13 protein-coding genes are annotated in these 16,328 nt (G+C 59.8%); 4 read left to right on the plus strand and 9 right to left on the minus strand.

What is annotated here, in order from left to right:
• Positions 1 to 173: 173 nt before the first annotated feature.
• Positions 174 to 1,163 (minus strand): DNA/RNA non-specific endonuclease, encoded by a 990-nt coding sequence (locus tag GOQ25_RS15460; protein ID WP_236844610.1) that lies wholly within the window; start codon positions 1,161 to 1,163, stop codon positions 174 to 176.
• 141 nt (positions 1,164 to 1,304) lie between these two features.
• Between GOQ25_RS15460 and GOQ25_RS15465 the strand changes: the two genes are divergently transcribed.
• On the plus strand, positions 1,305 to 2,210 hold the full coding sequence (locus tag GOQ25_RS15465; RefSeq protein ID WP_160351376.1) for a LysR family transcriptional regulator: 906 nt from the start codon (positions 1,305 to 1,307) through the stop codon (positions 2,208 to 2,210).
• Between the two features lie 51 nt (positions 2,211 to 2,261).
• Here GOQ25_RS15465 and GOQ25_RS15470 read toward each other — a convergent pair whose 3' ends face one another.
• From GOQ25_RS15470 to GOQ25_RS15505, 8 genes are all read right to left on the minus strand, one after another.
• Positions 2,262 to 3,803 carry an FAD-dependent oxidoreductase gene (locus GOQ25_RS15470; RefSeq protein WP_160351377.1) on the minus strand — a complete coding sequence of 514 codons (1,542 nt, stop codon included), beginning with the start codon at positions 3,801 to 3,803 and terminating at the stop codon, positions 2,262 to 2,264.
• Between the two features lie 14 nt (positions 3,804 to 3,817).
• On the minus strand, positions 3,818 to 5,497 hold the full coding sequence (locus tag GOQ25_RS15475; RefSeq protein WP_160351378.1) for an ABC transporter ATP-binding protein: 1,680 nt from the start codon (positions 5,495 to 5,497) through the stop codon (positions 3,818 to 3,820).
• The gene (locus GOQ25_RS15480; protein ID WP_160351379.1) at positions 5,494 to 6,345 is read right to left on the minus strand and encodes an ABC transporter permease; all 852 of its coding nucleotides are present in this window, start codon (positions 6,343 to 6,345) and stop codon (positions 5,494 to 5,496) included. Before GOQ25_RS15480 ends, GOQ25_RS15475 begins: the two co-directional genes overlap by 4 nt.
• Entirely contained in the window at positions 6,342 to 7,304 is a 963-nt protein-coding gene (locus tag GOQ25_RS15485; RefSeq protein WP_160351380.1) for an ABC transporter permease, read from the minus strand. The genes GOQ25_RS15480 and GOQ25_RS15485 overlap by 4 nt, the downstream gene beginning before the upstream one ends.
• Positions 7,305 to 7,315: 11 nt before the next feature.
• Entirely contained in the window at positions 7,316 to 8,908 is a 1,593-nt protein-coding gene (locus GOQ25_RS15490) for an ABC transporter substrate-binding protein (RefSeq protein ID WP_160351381.1), read from the minus strand.
• Between the two features lie 197 nt (positions 8,909 to 9,105).
• Positions 9,106 to 10,071 (minus strand): tripartite tricarboxylate transporter substrate binding protein, encoded by a 966-nt coding sequence (locus GOQ25_RS15495; protein ID WP_160351382.1) that lies wholly within the window; start codon positions 10,069 to 10,071, stop codon positions 9,106 to 9,108.
• 67 nt (positions 10,072 to 10,138) lie between these two features.
• Complete coding sequence (locus tag GOQ25_RS15500; protein WP_370519967.1) at positions 10,139 to 11,143, minus strand: Bug family tripartite tricarboxylate transporter substrate binding protein; 1,005 nt, start codon at positions 11,141 to 11,143, stop codon at positions 10,139 to 10,141.
• A 70-nt stretch (positions 11,144 to 11,213) separates the two neighbouring features.
• Positions 11,214 to 12,785 carry an acetolactate synthase large subunit gene (locus GOQ25_RS15505; protein WP_160351383.1) on the minus strand — a complete coding sequence of 524 codons (1,572 nt, stop codon included), beginning with the start codon at positions 12,783 to 12,785 and terminating at the stop codon, positions 11,214 to 11,216.
• A gap of 140 nt (positions 12,786 to 12,925) precedes the next feature.
• On the opposite strand from GOQ25_RS15505, the gene GOQ25_RS15510 reads away from it, so the two are divergent.
• The 3 genes from GOQ25_RS15510 to GOQ25_RS15520 are packed head-to-tail and all read left to right on the plus strand — an operon-like array spanning position 12,926 to position 16,323.
• Positions 12,926 to 13,975 carry a glycoside hydrolase family 88 protein gene (locus GOQ25_RS15510; RefSeq protein ID WP_160351384.1) on the plus strand — a complete coding sequence of 350 codons (1,050 nt, stop codon included), beginning with the start codon at positions 12,926 to 12,928 and terminating at the stop codon, positions 13,973 to 13,975.
• Positions 13,976 to 13,977: 2 nt separating this feature from the next.
• The gene (locus tag GOQ25_RS15515; protein ID WP_160351385.1) at positions 13,978 to 15,162 is read left to right on the plus strand and encodes a CaiB/BaiF CoA-transferase family protein; all 1,185 of its coding nucleotides are present in this window, start codon (positions 13,978 to 13,980) and stop codon (positions 15,160 to 15,162) included.
• Positions 15,163 to 15,192: 30 nt separating this feature from the next.
• A complete protein-coding gene (locus GOQ25_RS15520; RefSeq protein ID WP_160351386.1) occupies positions 15,193 to 16,323 on the plus strand; it encodes an acyl-CoA dehydrogenase family protein in 1,131 nt (376 codons plus the stop codon).
• The last annotated feature ends 5 nt before the right edge of the window (positions 16,324 to 16,328 follow it).

Raw genomic sequence — 16,328 nt, forward strand, 5'->3', positions numbered from 1 at the left:
AGCGTCACCATCTCCAGCTCGTGCTGGTAAGCAGTCGGGGCTTTTAACATCCCTCTATTATGAACAAACCCTCCGTTTTACGGGAGGGTTTGTCAGCAGACTGACGGCGCCCAGCTTGGGCGCCGTTTTTTTATCCTCGCTATGCGTTTGGGTCTGTGATTCCTTGCGCGATATCAGCGCACAGCGGGCAAAAGATGTAAGCCCGTACGTTTAACGAACTCCTCATAGCTGATCGGCGCTCCAACTTTCGTATCGGCGCGGTTGGCCTGCCAGTGTACCCACGCCCTGCCCGTCGACTCGTCATACACAAGCTTGAACAAATAGCTGGGCACGGCCACGCCGCTACCAATAGTTTTGGGTCGCTCGTCGTAGACGGGACCGGTAAAGATATACACATCACCGGTGGCACGCTCGACAAATTTACGCGTGTCCTGTTCTATCTTGCTCCAGGGCCCTGCATTATGGGTTTGGTCCTGCGGCACCATATTGGCTAGCGAGAAACTTTGCGCCATGGCGTCGGCGTTGTACATGTCCGCCGCCGGTGCCATATGCCCCCGCGAATAGCCCGACCCTTTGTAGTCGGCGAGCTCGGCGCGTTCTGTCGCGGGCAGCCGGGCGTCTGCATAGAATTTGTCGGTACGCTGCAAGCCCTGCCCTTGCGCGAGCAATTGCCTGTTCAAGCGCTCTGCCACAAACACAGGCGTCTTGGTTTGTCCGCTATGCAGAACCGCAAATCCCGAAAAACAGAGCTCGCGTAGCTGTTGCGAGGCGGGAATGAGAGGAGCTTGACCAGGAAAAAATTGCGGACAGGCGAAGAATTGGGTTTGGACCGTCTCGCCGGTGGCATGTACGGACGGCGCGTGGTTGTCGACAGAAGAAAACGCGGGCAAAAGACCCTGCAGGCGTTGCGCGACATCCTGCGCCCAGACCGGCAGGCTCGCCATGTCGGGCATTCGCCACTGCGGATTAAGCCCGTACGTGCCAATACCGAAACCGGTCGCCAAAAAGACGAAAAAAGTCCCCAAAAACTTGGCGACACCGCCGGACGACGCGGCCTTGCTTGCGGAGCTGGAACGTTTCTTACTAGAGGTCGATTTCTTGTTGCTGGCCATACTACTCTTTGCTGCGGGCCACCTCATTGCGAGTGCGGCATAACGCAGCATTGTAGAGGACATCGTTATGGCTTCCGGAGTGGCGTCGCAGTTCGCGCAGACGGTCTAGGGCAAAGCAACGCCCTTTCCCACGCCGTCTATGAAGTAAGCTATCCGCCTTAATCGGAATGGTTTTGAAAGCGCACTGAGAGCATGACGACCCGCCTGGATTTGTACTCGCTGCAAGTGTTTCTCGCCGTCCTGGAAGAAGGCAGCATTGCCAGCGCCTCCGCGCGCGAACACATTGCGCCTTCGGCGTTGTCGAAACGATTAGCGGATTTGGAACGTATGCTGGACGTGACGCTGTTTCAACGCCACGCGCGCGGCGTCGAGCCCACCAGCGCCGCGCGTGCGTTAGCGCGGCGGGCCCGGGCCCTGTTGCACCAGACCCAGGATTTGGCGGCCGAAATCCGGGAGTATTCCGTGGGCCTGCGTGGCCGGGTGCGCGTTGCCGCCAACCTGTCGTCCATTGCGCAGTTCCTTCCCACCGAACTGCGTCGCTTCATGGATCAGCACCCCAATGTGCAAATCGATCTGGAAGAATCCGTCAGTGCGGGCGTCACGCGCGCGGTGCTCGACAATGCGGCCGACATCGGCGTCTACACCCAATCAGATGACGAGCAAGGACTGGACCTATTCCCCTACCATCGCGACGTGATGTCGGTGGTGGTGCCACGGGGACATGCATTGGCAGGCCGCGATCAAGTGGACTTTGCCGAGACGTTGGACTATGACCACGTAGGCATGCATCGTGGCAGCGCTGCCAACTATTTGTTCACGCGCGAAGCTGCAGGGATGAACCGCAGCTTGCGCTTGCGCTTTCAAGTCACCTCGTATGATGCCCTGGTTGCCATGGTGCGAGCGGGGTTGGGGTTGGGAATTCTGCCTACCAAGGCATTGTCGATGCACGTGGTGGAAGATCTGGCGATTATTCCGCTCACCGATGCTTGGGCGCAACGGCAGTTGAAGCTGTGTGTGCGTAGCAAGGAGACGCTGTCCGGTGCGTCCAAGCTGCTGTTGGATCATTTAATACGGATGGCTGCGGCGCAGACGGCGTGAGGCGCGGGCGGGCCCCACGCCGCGCAGCCATCACATCAATATCATGAACCTTTAACCCACGAGGTGGTAACGCTTGAGATAGCGTGCGTAGGCGTCTGCCTCTTCCTGACATTGCTGCGCGCTATAGCCCAAAATGTCGGCCACGGATTGCGCAGCGGGCAGTGCGATCTCCGGCCGCATCGCGTCAGACCATCCAGCAGGCACGCGCCTGAAAAGCAGATCGACCAGATGTCGCGGATACTCGTGCTTTGCCGCATATCGCAGCGCGGCGTAGCTGACCTCGGGCATGCCCGGCAGACATCCTAATTCATCGGCATCTGGATGCAGACGCGCGTGATAAGAAATAGTCTTAGGCGAGCCGCTGGGTGATAAACGTTCGCGCACGCCCGCCAGCACCTCTTGCCCCGCGGAACGATGGCTCATCAATGGGCCGCCCGTCAATGCGAGCATACCGGGATGGCCCTCCGAGGCCAAGTCATGCAGGACCCGCACGCGCAGACCTTTCGGTGCTTGCGGGCTATAGGTCCAAGGCCTGACACCGGCCCAGGCGTATTGCACGTCGGCACGACTCAGGGGCATACCCGGCAACATATCGAGCGTTTCCTTGATTACCCAGGCAATTTCTTCCTCGGTCGGATAGATATCATCAAGGTTACCCTCGTAGAGGGTCTCTGTCGGACCAATATAGTGCAGCCCTTTCCAAGGTAGTACATACATATGTTCATTCTGACTGTTCTGCCACGTCACGCAGGCATCGCGACATTCCGGGGGCAGACGCACCGCGATATGAATGCCTTTGGTGCCGGTGATCTTTTGGCCCACATCGTCGCCCGCCAGGCGATTGACCTGGTCAATCCAGATACCGGCCGCGTTCAGCACTAGCTGGCTCGATACGCGCGCCGTCTCGTCATGTTCGACATCGCGCAGCGTCGCATGCCATTTCCCCGTTGCGCTATCTCGCGCCAATGCTTCGACGCGGGTGTAGTTTCTGGCCTCCGCACCCATTTCCTGCGCATGCATCACCGTGTCTACGACGACACGTTCGGGCCAGTTGAACTGATACTGATCGAAGGTGGCCACACTGGCGATCTGGTCGGGATGCCGCAGCCATTTCAATAACGGCTGGTTGCGCGCGTCTTGCGCAGAGATGCGTTTATAGCCCAAGCCCACACCATGCGTGCCCAGCTTTTCCAACACCTTGATGCCGGCGTCGAACTGCCACGGGCGATAGAGATTGTTTTTGTAGATCGGAAACGCGAACTTCACGCGATTCAAGCGCTCCGGTGTGGCCTGCACCATTTGCCCACGGCTGGCAAGCGCGAATCGGGCCATGCGGCAACCAGTGAGAAAGCGTTTAGGCTTAAAGAGAAAATCCCATGGGGAATGTCCACCGGCAAGATAATGCATGCCATTGCCGAGGATGCGGCTCGAACGGCTGCTGGTGCCAGACCCGAAATCCCCCTTCTCCACGAGCAACACGGAATAGCCGGCGGCGGCGAGATGATGGGCGGAGCTTGCACCATTTACACCACCTCCGATCACGAGCACATCGTATTGCTGGTCATTCAACTCTTGCAGCGGCCGTACAGCCATGGCGTCTCCAGATTTCAAGAAAAGTTCGACAGTTCAACGCGGGCTGTGTTGTCGCCCATCGGTTTGAGCGACAGCCGTTCGTCCAACCATTCGCTGCGCAATTCGGGTACGGACGCGAGCAAAGTACGGGTATATGCATGTTCGGGCTCACGCATGACCCGATGCGCGGGACCCTCTTCAACCGTACGTCCGAACTGCATCACGCGGATCTGGTCCGAAATCATCCCGACCGTCGGCAGGTCGTGGCTGATAAACAGCATCGCCAGGCCCAGCTCATCTCGCAGACGTTCGATGAGTTTCACGATCGCCGCACCGACGACCGTGTCCAGCGCGGAGGTGATCTCATCGCAGATCAGTACCTCGGGCTGTGCCGCCAGGGCACGCGCAAGGTTGATGCGTTGTTTCTGACCTCCTGATAGTTGGCCGGGGTACTTAGTAGCCAGCTCGACGGGCAGCTGTACCATCTCGAGTAGCTCGGCCGTCCGGGCCCGGCGCTGTGCGGGCGACATCTTCCAGAAAAAGACCAGGACGCGATGCAGAATGTCCTCGATCGTTTGACGGGGATTAAGTGCCGTATCGGCCATCTGAAACAGGATTTGGATCTTGCGCCGTTCTTCTATGGTGCGTCGGTCAGACTCAGCCGAAAGCGGTTGCCCATGCAAGCGGATTTGGCCAGATGCCGCAGGCAGCAAGCCGGCGACCACCTGGGCCAATGTGCTCTTACCGGATCCCGATTCGCCGACAATGCCGATGATCTCGCCCGCATGCAGCGTCAGGCTTGTCGGATGCAAGGTCAGCTTTTCCGGCATGCCGTGACGGTCGCGCGCGCCATATCCTGCCTGTACATCATCGAGTTGCAGAATGGGTGGTCGTTGGCTGTTGGCGACGGGCGCGCGCACGGGTGCTGCGTCGCGCCGCCGGTATGCATCCACAAGGCTTTGGGTATAAGACTTTTCGGGCCGATGCAGAATGCTCTCGGTAGCATTGCTCTCGATCATCCGACCGCGCTGTAGCACCAGGATCCGGTCGGCCATCTGTGCCACCACCGGCAGATCGTGGCTGACAAATAGCGCCGCGACATTGCGCCCGCGTACCGCGGCGCGCATGGCGGAGAGCACTTCGATCTGGGTCGTAACGTCCAGAGCGCTGGTCGGCTCATCGAACACGATCAGTGCCGGATCTTCCATCATGCCCATCGCGATCATGAAGCGCTGCAACTGCCCGCCCGATACTTCGTGGGGATAGCGGCTGCCGATACTTTCCGGCTGCGGCAGTTGCATACGACCATACAAAGTCTTGGCTAATTGATTCGCGTCCTGTTCGCTGCGGCTGTTGTGGATACGCGATGACTCCGTGATCTGGCTGTCGAGACGCAGGACCGGATTGAATGCCGCGGCGGCGCTTTGCGCGACATAGGCGACTTTCCGGCCACGCAATCGACGCAGTTGCGCTGGCGACATCGCAAGCATGTCCTGACCCTCGAGCTTCACGCTGCCCGAACGTACGCGCAGTCCAGGCCGTACCATTCCGCAGCATGCAAGCGAGATGGTGGACTTGCCCGAACCAGACTCACCGATTAGCGCTAGCACCTCACCGGCGCGGATCTGTAGCGAAACATCATTGACGACCAAAGAGCCGTCTTTGTCTGATTCAATGTTGAGGTGCCGAACGTCGAGAATAAGCGAACGGGTCATCGCGCCGCCTCCGAACTCCATTGATCGACGAGCAGATTCAGCGCAATTGTGACGCTGGCGATGGCGGCGGCCGGATAGATCGGCGTGAGCTTACCTTGCGACAGGGCCGAGATGTTCTCGCGCACGAGCGCGCCCCAATCCGCGTCCGGCGGTTGCACACCAAGACCCAGGAAGCTCAAGCTGCTGATAAACAGCATCGCGAAGCTCAATCGCAACGCAAAGTCCGCCGCGAGAGGACGCAGGATATTCGGCAAAATTTCCCGAAACACAATCCATGCCGTGCTCTCACCGCGCGCCCGGGCGACTCGCACGTAATCCATCACAGCGACATCCGCGGCAAGCGAGCGGGCGATTCGAAACACTGCCGCCGAATAAACCACGCCGGTCAATGTCACCAATACGGTAAAGGATGGCCCCATGGCCGCGATGATCACCAGACCGACAATGATCTTAGGCAAAGACAGCACCAGTTCGGCCAGCCGACCTAGCAACATATCGATGACGCCGCCCCGTGTCGCGGCGAGCAGGCCGAGGCTGATTCCGATCGCGTGGGCCAGTAACGTAGCCGCTAAGCTCATACCCAACGTGACACGCGCGCCCTCGATCAGGCGTGAAAAAATATCGCGGCCGAGATAGTCCGTGCCAAAAATACTGCGTGCCGCGCTGGCGTAGGCATCATCGGCAATAAAGTCATCGGGATGATGGGGCGTAATCCAAGGTCCGATGATAGCGACAACCGCCCACCCGGCGAGTATCGCGATACACAGCCATTGGAGAACACCGCTATGTTTGCGACGCCGCGCTGGCGGTGCCGTGACCGGTTGTGAAATGCTCACCTGTGTGGTCATACTGCACGTCCCTCCCGACGGTTACGCAGACGCGGATTCGATGCGATGGCCAGCACGTCCGTCAAGAACATGAGACCAATGTAGGCCAAGGAAAAAATCATCGCGCAGGCCGCAACTACCGGCATATCCCGCGCGGTCACCGCATCGATCATTAAGCGAGCCATGCCTGGATACGCAAAAATGGTCTCGACCACCACAACCCCACTAATCATGTAGGCGACGTTCAGCGCGACCACGTTGGCGATGGGACCGATTGCATTAGGCAACGCATGGCGCACGATGCACCGCATGCGCGAGGCCCCCTTGAGCGCCGCCATTTCGATATAAGGCTGCGCCATGACGTTGTTGATAGTGGCGCGCGTCATTCGAGCGATCTGCGCCGCGACATGTAGCACTAGTACCAACACTGGCAGCACGAGGGCACGCGCTACGGTCCCCGCCGGCATATTCGGGTCCACGTACGAGACGGCCGGCAGCCACCCCAGATTGACCGACAACACCAGCACCGCGACGGTCGCAATCAGGAATTCGGGTGTCGCGGAAAAGGCCAGCAGAACCGTGGAACAGACTTTGTCGAAGGCCGACCCCACATAGCGCACCATCAAGATGCCGAGGGTGATCGCCAGCGGTACCGCGATCACGGCCGTGGCGCCCGCTAGTACCAGCGTGTTGTGCAGGCGTTCCTCCAATAGCATCGAGACAGGTGCCTGATTCGCCATGGACTGGCCCCAATCGCCCTGCAGCATTCCTATCAACCACTGTAGATAACGTTCACCCAGGGGCTGGTTCAGGCCCAGCTGCGCTCTAAGTTTCTCCAAGGCCTCGGGAGTGGCGTACTGACCCAGCTGCGCTTGCGCGACGTCCCCCGGCAACAATGCGCCGGCAAAAAACACCAGCGCTGAGATTGCCAGGAGCACGCACAAGGCCGCCGCCAACCGTTTCGCGACGAACCGCAACATGATGGATTTCCTCAATCAGCTAACCAGGCAACGTTGCCAATGTCGTAGCCACCCAGCGGCCCGACAGGCATGGGTTTCAAACCCTTCACCTTGCTGGAGACACCATCGACATAGCTGGGAAACGCCGGCATGGTCATCGCTGATGCGTCATAGATAATGCGCTGCACCTCACCATAGAGTTCTGCGCGCTTGGCCATATCGGCTTCGGCGGCGGCCAAATCGATGAGCTCGTCGAGCCGGGCGCTTTTCAGACTGGACTTGTTCAGCGGCGAATTGGAGCGCCAGCTCAAATTGAGGTTCATGCCATAGGTGGGACGCGGCACCACGGTATTGGCCGCAGCCGGTCGCTTGCCGGAAACATTGCTCCAGTAGCCATCGGTAGGGTTGCGCCGCACGTCGAGATTCATGCCGATGCGCGCTGCTTCGCGCTGCATCAGCTGCGCCACATCAACGCTGAACGGCACGGCATCTGATACATTGAGCTCTAGGCGTTGGCTGCCAAAACCCGACTTTTGGAAATGATGCTTGGCGCGCTCGCGATCAAGTTCGCGTTGGGGCAACTGATCGTTGTAGTACGGTAGGCCCGGCATGAAAGGATGATCGTTGCCGATCGTCGCATACCCCTTGAGTACAACGTCGATGTAGCGCTTGCGATCGATCAGACAGTTCAACGCGGTGCGCAGCTCGAGGTTGTCGGTAGGTGCCTGATCGCACAGATACTGAATCGCCGACAGGCGGCGACTGGGGCTGACCAGCAGGCCGGCAGCGTTGGCGTTCTTAACCTGGTCAATCGCCGCTCCACGCAGTTCCGAAGCCAGATGGATGTCACCAGCCAGCAGTGCATTGACGCGCGCGTCGGTATCCAGGATCTGTATGATCTCGAACCCGTCCAGGTAGGGTAGCCCTTCGCGGAAGTAATGCGGATTGCGCTCACCCGAGGTACGAAGTCCGGGCTTGAATTCCTTGACCTTGAAGGGACCCGTTCCAATCGGGTTGGCGAAGTCATTGTGCCCGTCTTTCAAGATGGCGAAATGGAAAGTGCCCACCACCAACGGGAAATCCACATCCGGCTGCACGAGGTCAAAGACCACGGCCGCGTCGCCATCAGCCGAGACACGCTCTATGTTCGCTGCCAGCTGACTCGCAACGGAGGGTCCGGTCTTGTGGCGCATAAAGGAGTAGACAACATCCTCGGGTTTGAGGCTGGAGCCGTCGTGGAACTGCACGCCTTTCTTGAGTTTGAATACCCAACGCTTGCCGGCGTTTTGCATCTCGAAGGAGTCGGCCAGGTCGGGCACGACCTCCCCCTTGTCGTTTACCCAGGTCAAGCCGTTATAGAAAGCCTTCATCCTCAGGTAGTCGTTCACCATGATGGCTTTGGACGGATCGCACGTGTCGTTCGTGCTCTGGGTATGAGTCGCGACGCGAATGATGCCGCCCTTGCGCGGCTGATCGGACTGCGCCCACGTCAATCCCGAGGGCAACAGCAGACTCGCGCCCGCCAAACCCTGATACACAAGAAAGCTTCGACGAGAGGCGGAGACTAAGCCTCCTTCCGCTTCCGAACCACGATGACCGGGGACCCCCGAGATACTACGCTTCACGGCACAACCCTCCTAAAACCAAGTAAAGGAAACGACGGCACTTAATTGAAAAGCGGTGATCTTTATCGAATTTCGATAAACTACGATCGTAGGACGACAAGTCTAGCTCCCGGGAAGGAAGCGGGTCAACGCATCCATACCGGGCGTTTTCCCTAAGAGGGGTCCGTATGTGCTTCCGGTCTAACGCTGAGAGCGCTTCAGTACTTAATGCTCTGTTCCCGGATAACCTTTTCCCATCGCGCCTTTTCTTTCTTCAAATAATCGCGAAACTCCTGCGGCGTTCCGCCCCCGGCCATCGCGCCCATGGCCTCCCACTGCGGCTGCAGGTCGGGAGCGCGGACCACCTCAGTGATATCCTTCGCGAGCTTATCAACGATTTTGGGGTCGGTGCCTCCGGGCGCGAAGATGCCGTACCAGGCGGATGCCTCGTAGCCCGGCACCCCCTGCTCCGCGATCGTGGGCACGTCGGGCAACCATGGCAGGCGCTTGGCCGACGTGACGCCCAGCGGCACGACGCGGCCTGCCTTCACCAGCTGTAGCGCGCCGTTATCAAACATGATTTGCACACGTCCGGAAATCAGATCCTGATGCGCGGGGCTGCTGCCTTTGTACGGAACGTGCGTCATCTTGGTGCCCGTCATGCTCGCAAACTGTTCGGCGGACAAATGCGTGGAGGTGGCGACTCCAGCAGAGGCGAAGGACACGGAGCCCGGATTCGCCTTCACTTTGGCGATGAGTTCGGGCACGTTCTTGACCCCAAAATCAGGCGCCGCGACGAGGATATTTGAAATCGATGTCAGCGTGGTTACCGGCACCAGATCCTTGTCCGCGTCGTACGGCAGCTTCTCCATCAGAATGGGATTCAGAAGCACAGGCATCGCCGTCAGCAGCAATGTATAACCATCCGGATTCGCCTTGGCCACCGGGTCGGTCGCGATGACGGTGTTGCCGCCGGGTTTGTTTTCAACAATGACCGGTTGTCCCCACTTCTCCGACAGGCGCTTGGCGACGATGCGAGCCTGGGTATCGGTGGCCCCTCCGGGTGGATACGCGACGATGAGTTTGACAGGCTTGGACGGCCAGGTTGGCTCGGCGCTCATGGCGCCGAGCGGGAAAAGCGCGCAGGCGGCTAGCGCTACGCTCAGCAAAGTTCTGCGTTTCATGGGTGAGTCTCCTTCACTTTATTAGTATGAACAGCCAGGCATTGCTTACTACATCATTCCCTTGGGGTTACTGCGGTTGAACTTGCGCCTCCTCGATCACGCGTTTCCAGCCCGCGCGTTGATCAGCGAGGAACTGCTCCAATTGCTCTGGGGTTTTCGGCGGTACGGGCAGAGAGGCGGCGTTTTCGATACGTTGCTTGAAGGCAGGGTCTGACGCCAGATCGGCCAATGATGAGCGCAGCGTAGCAACGACCTCGGGCGGCGTACCAGCCGGCGCGAATACGCCCTTCCAAGACCATGGCACCAGTTTGGAATATTCGTTGTAGTTAAGTTCGGTCATGGTCGGGACATCGGGCAGTTGCGCGAGACGCTGTTGCGCGATCACGGCAAGCGCTGTCGCTTGCCCGCCAGTGGCCAAAGGCACGGCAGTGATTGCGGTATCAAACACCGTGTCTACCTGGTTGCCCAGTACAGCCGCCAACGCCGGCGCGCTGCCGTTGTACGGCGCATGTACCATGCCGTCAAGACCGGCGGCCTTCTTGAAGGTTTCGCCCGCCAGATGGGTCGAATTGCCCAGGCCAGCGGAAGAGAAGCTGACCTTGTCCGGATTCTTCTTCGCGTAGTCCACGAATTGCTGCACAGTGGTGAAGCCCTTGCTCTTATTGGTCAACATCACGAACGGAAACTCGGCGACCAATCCGATGGGAATGAAGTCCTTCGGATCGAAGGGCAGATTCTTATAAAGGTAAGGACTGGCCGCGATATCGGTGCCGCCGATCAGCAGCGTGTAGCCGTCAGCCTTGGTGCGCGCGACATAAGCGTTACCGACCGTGCCATTTGCGCCCGGTTTGTTCTCGACCACGACAGGTGTCTTGAAGCGCTTTTGCAGATGCTCGGCCACAATGCGGCCGATCTGATCGGTAGAGCCGCCCGGCGCAAAGGGGACGACGACGGTGATGGGCTTGTCCGGGTACGCGGCCTGACTCGCCGACACGGGGGCCCACGCCGCGGCGACCCCGACCATAGCGCCCAGCATGCGTTTGACGTGAAGCAAGGAATTTTTATTCAGCACGATGATTGTCTCCTGTTGGTTTCCTATGCGGTGTCTTTGGAATGAGCATGCGCGGCCGAGGCCGCTACACTCAGAGCAAAACTTCGATCAAATTCGGCCCCCCACTCGCCAGCCCGGCGGCCAGGGCTTTTGCAAACGCGTCCATGTTGTCCACGCGCTTACCACTTACGCCCTGCCCCTCGGCCAGCTTGACCCAGTCCAGATGCGGCTGCTCGAGTGACAACATGCGCGTGGCGTTGGCCGCAGGCGGTGGCCCCCCCATGGCGGCGAGTTCACCTTGCAAGATCTGATATTTGCGGTTCGCGCAGATCACAACGGTGACGTCCAAGCCTTCCCGTGCCATCGTCCACAGCGACTGCAACGTGTACATCGCGCTGCCATCCCCGATGATGGCCACAACTTTTCGCCCGGGCGACGCGACCGCTGCACCCGTGGCGCAGGGCAACCCATATCCAATCGCGCCCCCGGTGATCTCGAGCCAATCATGCGGCCGACCGGCCGCCGCGCCTGACTGCAGTTGCCTGCCAGTGGTGATGGCTTCGTCGACCACAATCGCGTTCTCGGGTAACAGCGCGGCGAGTACTCTTCCCATATCCTGTGAATTGGGTCGAGCCTGCGCGTCCCAGGCAAGCCGCTGCGTACCGTCGCTCACATACACCAACTCGCCAGGCTTGCCGCCGACGGCATCGCTCAAGGCTTGCAATGCACTCTCGACATCCTCCTCTGCGGACACCAGGGTTTCGATCCGGCACTCGGGGTGTGTCAGAAAACGTGGCTTGCCCGGGTAGCCGAAGAAGGCGACGGGCGCTACGGCATCGACCAAGACCAACAAGCGAATGTCATCCAGCGCCTCCAAAGCGCCATTCAAGGGATAAGGAATCTGGGGAATATTGACGCGGCCCGCGCCGCGTAATGAACGGGCATTCTTGGTTTCCGCATAGAGCTTGCAACCGACACGCGCGGCGATCTGCGCGGCCAAACGCGGGCCTTCACCCAACATGGCGCGCCCGCCCAATAGCAAGGCCATCTGATCCGGCCGCACCTGTGCGGCGCGCAGGGCCTTGGCGACATCGTCCACCACGCTGCTCGCGGTGCATGGCGACGGACGCGTACCGTAGGTCCTTTCAACAGCGCCCGCGGGACTGTCTTCCCACGACGCGTTGGCAGGCAAGATCAACGACGCTACACGGCCCGGCGAGCCGCTGGCCACGCGCACGGCCTCTGCCGTGTCGGCTGGAGCCGTGACAGCCGAAGCGCAAGTACGTACCCAATGCGATACCGGGCGCGCCAGCACCTGAATATCCGACGTCAACGGCGCGTCATTGGCGATATGGTCCTGAGCATGCTCGCCGATGATATTGACGATGCCCGAACGCGCGCGTTTGGCATTGTGCAAGTTCGCGATGCCGTTACCCAGCCCGGATCCCAGGTGCAACAGCGTCGCCGCGGGCCGACGCGTCATCCGGTAGTAACCATCGGCCGCGCCGGTGACAACGCCTTCGAACAAGCCCAACACACAGCGCATTTGCGGCAGCCGATCGAGCGCCGAGACAAAGTGCATTTCCGAAGTGCCGGGATTGGCAAAACAGACTGAAACGCCATGATTGAGCAGGGTGCGAACCATTGCTTCCGAACCATTCATGCGAAGCTCCTTTGAGATTTTTGAGTCGGGATGCCTTGCGTCCGCTGAGGTCAGACAAGCCTGCCTGTTCGCTTGACAGCCACCCACACGGTCCATAACATACCGGCCACATAGTATGTATCCGAAAAGGAGAAGTCAATATGGGTTTGGAGGAGTTGGTTCAGCGCGTGAGCGGCTTTATTCGGGACAACCCCAACGAGCGTGATTGTTGGCAGAAAGCGCCGGCACTGTCGGGTTTACTGATATGGGATCAGGAAGCATTCCGACCGCTGGCCAAGCGTTGGATAGACCGCGCCGTGGCGACGCAGAAGTCCGACGGCAACCTGAGCTATGGCGACTGGCACACATCCAGCGGCGGACATATTCGTTCCTTCACCCCCCTGGCGAGCGAAACTGCGGCGGTGGGCGCGCCGATGCTGCAGTTATTCGAACGCAGTCGCGATGAGCGCTATCTCGCGAGCGCGGCGCGTCAATATCAGGCGCTGCTTGATGCGCCCCGTACCAGTGAGGGAGGCATCTGGTCGCGTGGTGAAGGGCCCGAGCTGTGGATCGATTTCACGTATTTGATGTGCCCATTCATGGCGCACTACGGCAAACTTACCAACGACTCCGGCCCGGTGGACGAGGCGTTCAAGCAGTTCCGAGTCCATGTACGGCGACTAGTGGATCCCGAATTCCATCTGGCCCGTCACGCCTGGTGCGAGAAGCCCAATCATTTTCCCCAATCCACATTCTGGGCGCGCGGCAACGGCTGGCTGTTGGCGTGCTGCGCGGAGCTGCTGACGCTGGCGCCCGAGCATCCCGAAGCCGGCTTTGTACGCGAGACCTACGCGCGTGTGCTCGGCGCGATGTCGTCGATGCAGGATGCCTCGGGCTACTTCTTTCACGTACTCGATGACCCCTTGTCTAACCTCGAGGCCTCGGCCACGCTGATGTATGCCTATGCCGCGCAGCGCGCCGTCGAGCTCGGTATCCGCGTCGAGGGCCACTCGGCTGACGCGTTGCGGGCACGCGCACTCAAGGCCTTTATTGTGGTCGCGGGCAGCGTCGAACCCAATGGCAAGGTGCCAGGCGTTGCTATGGTGCCCGGCGGTCCCGGTGTGCCCTTCGGGTGGACGCTCTTTGGCCAGGGCTTTTTTCTGTTGGCCGCGCATGCCCTGCGCGAGCACTTGACAGATATGGAGGTTTGATCATGGCTAATCACGCCTCCACTGGCTCGGCCAACGCCGCGCCCCGCAAGCCCCTTGAGGGCGTGCGTATCATCGATATGTCGCGGCTCGCGCCCGGCCCTTATTGCACGATGTTGCTGGCCGATTTAGGCGCCGAAGTCATCGTCGTCGGCGGTGGCCGTGCGGGCAACCCCATCGCCACCTTCTCGCGCGGCAAACACTTCATCAAATTGGATCTGAAGTCCGAAGCCGGACAGCGCGCGCTGCAGCGCTTGTGCCAGACCGCGGACGTGTTCGTCGAGAGTTTCCGCCCGGGTGTATGCGACAGGCTAGGCGCAGGCTACGAAGCCCTTAGTAAAGAGAATCCCCGTCTGGTCTACTGCTCCGTCACTGGTTACGGGCAAAAGGGCCCGCTGGCTCAGGAGGCGGGCCACGATATCTCGTATCTGGCTTTGACCGGTGTGCTCGGCGCTATCGGTCCGGCAGATGGGCCACCCTCTGTGCCATTGAATCTGCTGGCCGATTTCGCCGCCGGCAGCTTTATAGCGGCCCTGGGCATCGTGGCTGCGCTGTTCGATCGGACCCGTACGGGAAAGGGCCAATACGTCGATGCCGCCATGATTGACGGATGTTTATCATTGATGGCCATGCATTGGCCGGTATGGCAGACCCCGATATTGCCCGAGCGCGGCCAGGGTCTGTTGGCGGGCGGCGCGCCCTACTATCGATGTTATGAATGCGCGGACGGCAAGTATGTGTCCGTTGGCGCGCTCGAACACCAGTTCTTTGTCAACTTATGGAAGGTGTTGTTCGACACCGAACCTCCCGACCACATGGACATGCGTCTGTGGCCAGAAATACGCGAGCGATTCACGGCCCGGTTCCGGGAGAAGACGCGTGACGAATGGGCCGAGATGTTCATCGGCAAAGACGCCTGCATCATGCCGGTGTTCAGTCCGGAGGAAGTCTGGAATCAACCTCATATTGCCGCGCGTCATGCGACATCCAATGCGTTAAGCGTCCCCGTCATCCCGCGTTTTGGCGCGGAACCCTTTACCCCGCCCGCCACCGATACCACCGATCGGTCGGATGAGATCCTTGCCGCCGTCGGATTGACTGCCGCGGAGATCGCATTGGCCAGCCCGGAATCGGAGCGCAACCGCATACCGTCGCGCACCTGGCCGCCCAAGATGACAGCAACGGAATAATCGCGCGAATCGCGTGGACAGGAGACCCACATGCTGATTTCCCAGTATGACGATACATACGCGAGCTTTCGCGAACAGGTACGTCGTTTCGCAAAGGAGAAAGTCGCCCCCTTCGCCGCCAAGGTGGACGACGAAGCCCGCCCTCCCCTTGAGGCATATCAGGCCAGCCTTGATCTGGGCTTGCCCGGCCTGCCCTTTAGCGAGGCGTTTGGCGGACAAGAAGGCGACGTCTTTACCCAGATCATCACGGTAGAAGAGCTCGCCCGGGTGTGCGCATCGACCGCCACTACCATTTCGACCTGCTGGATCATGATGCTCGTGCAACGGTTCGGCACCGACGCGCAAAAAGAGATGATCATCCCGCCAGTGGTTCGCGGTGAACACCGTTCAGCCTGGGGATTGACGGAACCTAAAGGCGGCTCTGATCTGATGGGCGTGGTGACGAGCGCGAAGCGCACCGAGACCGGATGGTTGCTTAACGGTACCAAGCGCTTCATCACGAACGGCGGATGGGCGGACTGGTACTTGATCTTCGCGCGAACAGAGGCCGATAAATTTGGCATCTTCCTGGTCAGCAAAGACGACCCTGGCGTGTCATTCGGCGCGCCAGAACGCAAGATGGGCCTGCGCGGCAGTCCTACTTCCGATGTCATCCTCGAGAACTGCGAAATCCCTTTGGACCGTGTCATCGGCGATCCAGCAAAAGGCGCCGATTACATTCGCGCAGGCCTGCTGGCATCGCGGCTGAAATACGCGGCGCATGGCTTGGGCATCGCACAAGGCGCGCTGGACGAAGCGATCGCTTATACCCAACAGCGCGAGCAGTTCGGCCGCCCGATTGCGGATTTCCAGATGATCAAGGGCATGGTCGCTGACATGGCGATGAAGGTCGAGGCTGGCCGAACGATGCTGATGCATGCCGCCACACTGGTCGTCAACCAACTGCCCGACGCCAAGAAATATGCCTCTATGGCCAAGGTGCTTTGCACGGATGCGGCGATGTCCGTGGCGACAGATGCGGTGCAACTACACGGCGGCTATGGGTTCCTGAAGGACTACCCCGTCGAGCGCATGCTGCGCGATGCCAAGGTGACGCAGATCTGGGAAGGCACCAACCAGATTCAGCGCCTGATGATCGCTAAAGATGTCTACAAGCGCTAAGGAGA

The organism is Bordetella sp. 15P40C-2 (assembly GCF_009763235.1).
GTDB lineage: Bacteria > Pseudomonadota > Gammaproteobacteria > Burkholderiales > Burkholderiaceae_B > Bordetella_A.